Source organism: Acidovorax sp. SRB_24 (assembly GCF_012931925.1).
In genome coordinates this window covers 1-450 of record NZ_MWOM01000246.1, presented here as the reverse complement: position 1 = coordinate 450, position 450 = coordinate 1, and the positions used below count along the sequence as shown (strand labels likewise).

The 450-nt window shown below is 68.7% G+C and carries 1 protein-coding gene; it reads right to left on the bottom strand.

The annotated features are described in order from the left end of the window. Positions 1-279 precede the first annotated feature (279 nt). The coding region (locus B2J89_RS21775; protein ID WP_169170862.1) for a hypothetical protein at positions 280-450 on the bottom strand (171 nt) is incomplete at its 5' end.

Sequence of the window (450 nt, the reverse complement as noted above, 5' to 3'; positions counted from 1 at the left end):
CCATGCTGTGCCTCCTGCGGCCCGCTGGAGCGGGCTCTGCCGCGCAAGATAGCCCATCCGGGCGCTGGCGGGGCGATGCTGTGGCGCCAAGGTGACGCACGGGTGCAGCTGCGGCCGCGGGCCTGCGCGGCGCAGGGTCCAGGTTTGCTCTTGGTTTTATAGCTGCAAGCGCTGATTGGATAAGGGTTTAAGGCCGGTTTGTCTTGAAAAAAAGGGCTGGAAGGCGCAGCTTCCAGCCCTGGCGGGCCGAGGCGTGGCGGCGCGGCCGCCGCGGGGCGCTCAGCGCACGCGCATGCCGGGCGTTGCGCCGGGCAGGGGTTCGAGCACGTGGATGCCGGGGTTCGCCTTCTCGTCGCCATGGCTGGCAGCGAGCACCATGCCTTCGGAGATGCCGAACTTCATCTTGCGCGGCGCGAGGTTGGCGACCATCACCGTGTGCTTGCCCACCAG